The 7,725-nt window shown below is 46.5% G+C and carries 3 protein-coding genes; all 3 read right to left on the bottom strand.

The features are described from left to right. Positions 1–633: 633 nt before the first annotated feature. The 3 genes from HMPREF3190_RS04430 to dnaE all read right to left on the bottom strand — a co-directional run bounded on the left by HMPREF3190_RS04430 (position 634) and on the right by dnaE (position 7,295). The gene (locus HMPREF3190_RS04430) at positions 634–2,016 is read right to left on the bottom strand and encodes a sodium-dependent transporter (protein WP_066780762.1); all 1,383 of its coding nucleotides are present in this window, start codon (positions 2,014–2,016) and stop codon (positions 634–636) included. Between the two features lie 501 nt (positions 2,017–2,517). Next, positions 2,518–3,492 (bottom strand): tRNA pseudouridine(38-40) synthase TruA, encoded by a 975-nt coding sequence (gene truA, locus HMPREF3190_RS04420; protein WP_449676194.1) that lies wholly within the window; start codon positions 3,490–3,492, stop codon positions 2,518–2,520. Next, positions 3,489–7,295: a DNA polymerase III subunit alpha gene (dnaE, locus tag HMPREF3190_RS04415; RefSeq protein ID WP_449676192.1), complete on the bottom strand. Its 3,807-nt coding sequence runs from the start codon at positions 7,293–7,295 to the stop codon at positions 3,489–3,491. The genes truA and dnaE overlap by 4 nt, the downstream gene beginning before the upstream one ends. Positions 7,296–7,725: the final 430 nt, after the last annotated feature.

Here is a 7,725-nt window from a genome sequence, read left to right as displayed (position 1 = left end):
GTGCTGGTACTGGCTGATGACAGTAACCAAACTACCGTAAACGGCGTTGTTGCACTCTACAACGATACCATCGAGCATATGTATCTGTTAGGAGGGCAAAAAGTGGTTGGGGATCGCGTCATTAATGTTCTGAAAGCAGTGTTTAACAAGGTAGATGAACAGGAGAAATAAACTCGCACGCCACTCGGGTCAGGTGCTCGGATTGGGCGCACGGCCCAAACACCAAGCACGCTCGCCGCTCGGATTGAGCACTTTGCATGAACGACGCTTGGTGCGTAATCTATGCACGCATGGCGCTCAGTACAACGCTTAACACGATGCTCTACACAACATTCAACTCGTGCGACGCTTAGCATGCAACCAAACGCAAAGCGCAACAAACACGCAACAAGAAAGCGGATGCCACAAAGGCATCCGCTTTTCTCATTTAGTATATCGTGTACAGCACTTCTTCATGTGTACCGCACTCAAATCTCATGCATATTACCAGCACAAACAACGAACGGAACACATACAGTAATCACAGAACACCAGTTCAGAACAAATACAACTCAGATACGTTCTGAAAGCTAACCGCGCTCCAAAACTCAAGCACGTTCTAGAACTAAACACGTTCTCGAAATCAGACGCGTTCTAGAACTTAAACACGCCGAACTGCGCGCCCACATAGGCAACCATAATCACGATTACCAGAACAGGAGCAATGTATTTCACCATTACGCTCCACGCAGCTTGAAGCTTGAAGGGCGCTGACACTTCAATTTCGTCAATCAGCGTCTTAGGCTTCACAATCCAGCCAACAAATACCAAGGTCAGAACAGCAACGATAGGCATTAACACCGAGTTTGAAACAAAGTCGAACAAGTCTAAGATTGTCGAGCCTTTGCCTAATGGCTGGAAGAACGACAGCCCGTTAAAGCCCAGGTTGATAAAGATACCCATCACAAACGTAAATACACACGTGATGGTGAACGCCTTTTTGCGCGAGTAGCCTTTGCCGTCCATGATGATTGACGTCATGGTTTCTATCAGCGATATTGCGCTGGTGATAGCAGCAAACGCCACCAACAGGAAGAACAGGAAACCGATAACAGTTGCAACTTGTGGTCCCATGCTTTCAAACACTTTTGGCAGCGTTATAAACATCAAAGACGGACCCGATTTTGCCGCAACCGCTTCACCAGAACCCATGGCCACAAACGCGGCAGGAACAATCATTAAGCCAGCTAAAATTGATACACCCAAGTCGAACATACCAATATTTGCAACAGAATGAGGTAAGCTCGATTTCTTGTCTAAATAGCTACCGTAGGTAATCATGATGCCCATTGCCAGCGATAAGCTGTAAAACATCTGGCCCAGCGCGCTTACAAACAGCTCGGGCGAGAATTTCGCTACATCAGGAATCAGGTAATACGCAACGCCGCTCATAGCGCCTGGCATCGAAATAATGTATACCACCAGTGCAATAGCCATTACGATAAGCGCCGGCATCATAACAAGATTCGCACGCTCGATACCGCCATCAACGCCTAAGCCAACGATGATGAACACCACAATCATAAACACTGCCATCCACACAAAGCTCTCAACTGGCGATGAAATAAAACTCGTAAAGAATTTACCGTCATCGGCTAAAGCTGCAGGTCCATTCATAAGGTATGCAAAGGTATATTTTGTTACCCAGCCACCAATAATGCTGTAATAGGGCGCAATAATGAACGGCACCGCCGATGCAAGAACACCAATGAACGCGAATTTCTTTCCGAAATGGCGGAAAGCACCAATAGCAGATAGTCCCGTGCGACGGCCGAGTGCGCACTCAAGAAGAAGAAGGGTTACACCAAAAGTAAATACTAAAATGAGATATGTAAGAATAAAGGTACCGCCACCATATTTCGCAGCTAAGTACGGGAATCGCCACATATTCCCCAGGCCAACCGCAGATGCGGCGCCTGCTAAGATGAACGCCCACTTCCCCGACCAGGAGGAGCGTTCTTGTGTACTACTTGACATAAGAGCCCTTCTTTCTCTTGGTCTCTGTCCGTGTATTTACACCATCGAAAAAGATGTAGCGCACCCAAAGAGGCTGCTATGCCCTCTTCAAGGCGCTAAATTGTAAATGCGTAACAAAGATCGATGAACAATTTCGCACATTATACCTAGTATTGCGGCAAAAAGCACGAGAATTTATTGCAGATTTGAATAAGAAACATTACAAGTTAACGTATTAGAAACAAAGCTATGAAAGGCGGTGTGCTTTTACACTCGTTAGATGGCCATTTTCATCTGCGAAAAGGCAGTATTTTTTGTCTTTGCTCTCGTACAAACACGTAAACGTGGCAACACCGGCTGGATGTGGAGGCTGCGTGGAGTTAGAAGACGGCGTGGCGTTGGGCGTAGTCGAGGCACTGGTGGCAGGTGCGGAAGCGCTGTGTGAGCCCGCAACCTGCTGCGACTGCGACGGTGCGGAAGCGGGGTTTCGAGAAATGCGAGTTTGCGTACTATATGTGCCACTCATAAGCGTGCTCCCCATGCAGCACTAAACTGCTGTTGTTCCCGCTCAAAGGTAACCGACGGATAGGAAACATCCCAAAACGTTAAGCCGCATGCAGGAGCACATGGCCCAGCAGCACGCCGATCGCGCGTATGAAGCACCTGTTCAATCCACTGCGGCTGGCGCTTTCCAAGCCCTACGTGCACAAGCGTTCCCACCATCGTACGCACCATCGAGTGTAAAAACGCGTTCCCCACAACTTCGATCGCAATGCACGCGTAACCCCACACTTCAACAGGTATAATATTAACGCAACGCACAAAACGACACGTTGGCTTTCCTACCGCGGAAGGAGCATGGCAAAAACTTTTATAATCATGCTCACCAATAAAAAATTGTGCAGCTTGTTGCATAGCAGACACATCAAGTGGTTTGGTAATATGCCAACACAAAGGCGCAATAAGCACACACGGTGCAACTGCATTGTAAATAAGATAGCGATACGTGCGCTCGATAGCGTCAAAGCGTGCAGAAAACCCCTGTTCAACAACCTTAATATCATGAATCGCTATCGCATCATGCGTAAGTGCATTAAGCGCGAATAAACTACGAGGCGAGCGAATGCGTTCTTCAAAGCTGGTAGGCATATCAAAACTTATCACCTGTCTGCGCGCGTGAACGCCGGCATCGGTTCTACCTGCGCAAACGGTTTGAACAGGTATGCGAAACAGCGTTGCAAGCGCCGCTTCAACGTTGCCTTGCACGCTACACTGGTGCGGTTGGCGCGCAAAGCCGTGGAAGGGAGCACCGTTGTAGGAAAGCTGAGCTGCACAGGTAATAAAGCGGCCAGCATCTAAGACGCTATCATTCTCCGCCGCGCATGCGGCATCTTTCTCACCCGCAACGACGCTTTCGTACGCGGCATCGTAGCCGTTACCTGCGGAAACACGTTCCCTATGTGCACGTTCCCACGCTATATTTTCGTTATTATTCACGAACGTAAACTCCGTATAAACTGTTGCAAATCGGCATTCTTCGCATCCACACGCAAAGGTAGCGTACACTTATAATGATGATTATTCATGTCAACCACATACAATACCACGATATCATCTCCAGGAAAACGCAGCAACGTAGTGCGCAAGCTGCGAAGAAAGTTAGCACTAAATTGCGAGCCATCAACGTAAATATCGACACAAGGCGCTAAGGCACGCGTTTCTTGCTGCGGGCTTTCATGATAATCAAGCAAATCGATATTCGCCAGTTTAGAAGCGATAATTTGCGCTCCCCTCTCTCCGTTTTCAAACTTTCCCGTAATTTTAACAATCGCATCATTGATGATAAAACGGTCGTTTTTCCCCTGATAGTCAAAGCAAACGCACGGAATTGAACCTGAAGCATCCTCAAGATCAAACGTTGCCATTTGCTTGCCTTTACGCGTAAGACGAAAGTTAAAATTGGTAATCATACCAACAAAAGTACCCGTTTGAATATCGCGATGCTTACTAAGCGAACGCATCGTATACGGTGATAATTTCTCAAATATACGCTTATACGGATGCGTAGGATGCTGTGATAGATACAAGCCAAGCGTATTTTTCTCAAGCTTAAGTTTTTGCAGAAGCGGCCACTCAATGCCGGTACTTGCTGGAATTTCCTCTGCACTTATAGGCGTACTACCACCAGAGCGCAAGTCGGAAAAACACAACTGCCCTGAGCGCTTATGCGCATGATAGCTTGAAGCAGCTGCCAGCAAATCACTTTCCAGGAGCATTGTTTGCAACTGCATGCGCGTATATCCTGTTGAATCGAACGCACCTGCATAAATAAGTGCCTCGATAGTTTTTTTGTTGTAGCTATTCGTATCTACACGATACACAAAATCATGCAGCGAGGAAAATGTACCATGTGCTTTACGCTCATCAACAATCGCTTGAGCAGCTTCAATACCAACGCCTTTAATACCTGCAAGCCCGTATAAAATACCGTGCTCATCAGGGGTAAACATCACATCCGATCGATTAACATCAGGCGGGATTACCGGTGTTTTATTATTGTTTGCGCTTATGATGTAGTGAATAAGCTTGTCGTTATTAGTAATATAGCTCGATAATACTGCCGCCATATACTCAAACGGATAATGCGCTTTCATATACGCAGTACGCATTACAATAACAGCATACGCAGCTGAATGCGACTTGTTAAATGCATACTTTGCGAATTTTTCGGCATCATCCCAAATGCGCTTGGCAATTTCAATATCGTAGCCACGCTCAACCGCGCCTTTATTCCAATCTTCTTTCAGCTGGCGCATAATATCAAGTTTCTTTTTACCCATTGCTTTACGAAGACGGTCAGCTTTTCCAGCAGAAAAACCGCTCATCTCCATCGATACCAGCATAATTTGCTCTTGGTACACCATCGTGCCATAGGTTTCTTCAAGAATAGAACGCAGACGCTCGTCATAATAATGCGCCTGAACGCGCCCTGATGCTACTTCAACATAGTCGTCCACCATACCTGATTCCAAAGGACCTGGTCGGTTTAGTGCAATTGACGCAACAATATCCGAAAAACGACGCGGCGGAAGACGGCGGAACAACGACACATACAACGCGCTTTCTACCTGGAATAAACCGTCCATATTCCCCGATTGCATAAGTGCAAACGCACCTGCATCATCAATAGGGATTTTTTCAGGAACAAGCGTAACGCCTTTCGTCTGTTTAATATAACGACACGCACACGACAACATACCAAGTGTACGCAAGCCCAGAAAGTCCATCTTTAATAATCCCAGTTCAGGAGTATAATGGCCGTCAAACTGAGTAATAAAGCCGCCACCTTTTGTGTCACGTTTCATAGGAACATGGTTGTCAAGCGCATCGCGGCAAATCATCGTTGCGCAGGCATGCACGCCTTCGTTTCGCGCATACCCTTCAATTTTCATAGCGCTCGTAATAACATTATTAACGGTTTCGTCTGTTTCAAACTTCTCTTTAAGCTGGTCGTTTGTTTCCAAGTCATCAGCTAAACTATCGTTTTCACCTACCAATTTTGCTATGTCATCAGCTACACGGTTGTCAACACCCAATGCGCGCGCAGCATCGCGAACAGCATTTTTTGCTTGCAATTTTCCAAATGTAATAACGCCTGAAACGCAATCAGCTCCATACATTTCTCGAATATGGTCGCGCACTTCAAAGCGACGTTCATCTTCAAAGTCGACATCAATATCGGGCATCTCAACGCGCTCAGGCGACAAAAAACGCTCAAACAGCAACCCGTTTTGAAGCGGGTCGAGGTCGGTAATTTCAAGCGCATACGACACAATAGCGCCAGCAGCAGAACCACGACCAGGACCAACACAAATGCCCTGGCTACGCGCCCACTGAATGTACTCCTGTACAATAAGAAAATATGCTGCAAAACCCTGATGTGTAATAACACCCATTTCGTAAGAAGCACGTTTTCGCACGTCAGAAGGAACAGGCAAGCCATAGCGTTTCTCTAATCCGCGCTTAACACACTTGCGAAACCACTGAACTTCCGTATAACCTTCCGTCCACTTAAAACGCGGCAAAATAACGTCGCGCTCCAGTTCAACATTGCATTGCTCGGCAATTTTCACCGTGTTATCGCACGCTTCAGGCATAGTAGAAAACGCAGCGCGCATCTCGGCTTCTGATTTCAAATAAAATTGCTGATGAGGAAGCTTTTTGCGCTCATAATCGTGCACTTTTGCGCCGTCACCTATGCACAGCAACAAATCGTGAGCTTCAGCATCTTTGTTATTCACGTAATAGGTATTGTTCGTTGCAACAAGCGGTAACGCAAGCTCGCAGGCAAGTTGTTTCAGTGCTTCGTTCAAGCGAGCTTGATCGCTTGCTAACAATCCCGATGAAGATCCCGGCATAGAACCTGATGATAAGCTTGCACCTGCAGACGCACTGGCAGCTGCTTGGCCGGAAGCGCCATACCCATCTGCGCTCCCTGTGCCTTGGGAAAATTCGTCATACGATGCGTCCGAATACACACCTTCTCCAGAAGTGTTGTAGTGAGCGCCCTCTGACGAATAATATGCGTCATCATATGCACCTTGAGCATACGGATCGTCCATATACGGATCAGCATATGGATCGTCATAGGCGTCATAGACATCGCCATTGTCTGATACATCGTTTGCATCATGCACGGCATACAAATTACCTGCAGCACCATACTCAGATGCTGCACCTGCGGTTTCAGGGCATTGCACTTCAATATAAAAATCGCCTTTTTCAAAACAGTCGGCAAGAAGCGCTGCTACTTCACGCGCAGCTTGCATTTGACCAGTTTGGAGAAGCGTTGGTAGCAATCCTTTTGATGGCGGCACGCCAACAATATTTCCTTGTGATGCACCCGACAAACAGATAATCCCTTTGCTGTATTCTTTAAGTTTGTCAAACGGAACACATGCATTGTCGTTAACGTTATCTACCTGCCCTATCGACGACAACTTCATAAGGTTGTGATAGCCCTCATTCGTTTTTGCAAGCAGCACAAGGTTATAAACACCCGTATCGTTTGTGCGCATTGAGGCAAGCGGATTGTGAATATAAATCTCGCAACCGTAGATTGGCTTAACAGCGCAAGCAGACGGCTCGTCAGCACTTGGTTCCTTTGCAAGCTTTTTATTGTATGCTGCACATTCATCGCACAGCTCGGGCACAGACGACATCACGCCGAAATCGGTAACAGCAACAGCAGGCATACCTAAATGTGACGAGCGCGCAACCAAAGCTTTTACTTTACTCATACCTACGAGCAAGGAATATTCTGTATGGTTGTGCAAATGAACAAAGCCCATAATACTCCTTTGGTTGATGAGCACACAAAACAAAACGACGTGAAACGCAACGGTGAACAGGAATAATATCTGTTATCAGGAAATACTTTCGCGCAGATGCACGGTGCCCTACACTTTCTGATGTATTCATCATATCAATACTAAGCACTAAACTCGAGCGAACAAATGATGGATTTTTTACGACTTTAGTACGTTATTTTTTAGCCGAGCTTGTAGTGTACGCATAGCCAAAAATACTGAAATTTGATATAACAACACTACGCACAGATACAGTCACATACGCAATACCAAACTCTCAGCAGATACCAGAGTATATACTGGTACCGATGTATGTACGGTGCACAGATGCAACACAGTCTATGGGTATATACGATGCTCG

Origin of the sequence: Umbribacter vaginalis, from assembly GCA_001552935.1 — a bacterium.
GTDB classification, from domain to species: Bacteria; Actinomycetota; Coriobacteriia; order Coriobacteriales; family Eggerthellaceae; genus Berryella; species Berryella vaginalis.
Note: the sequence above shows the minus strand (reverse complement) of the source record. Positions and strands in the feature narration are given on the sequence as shown.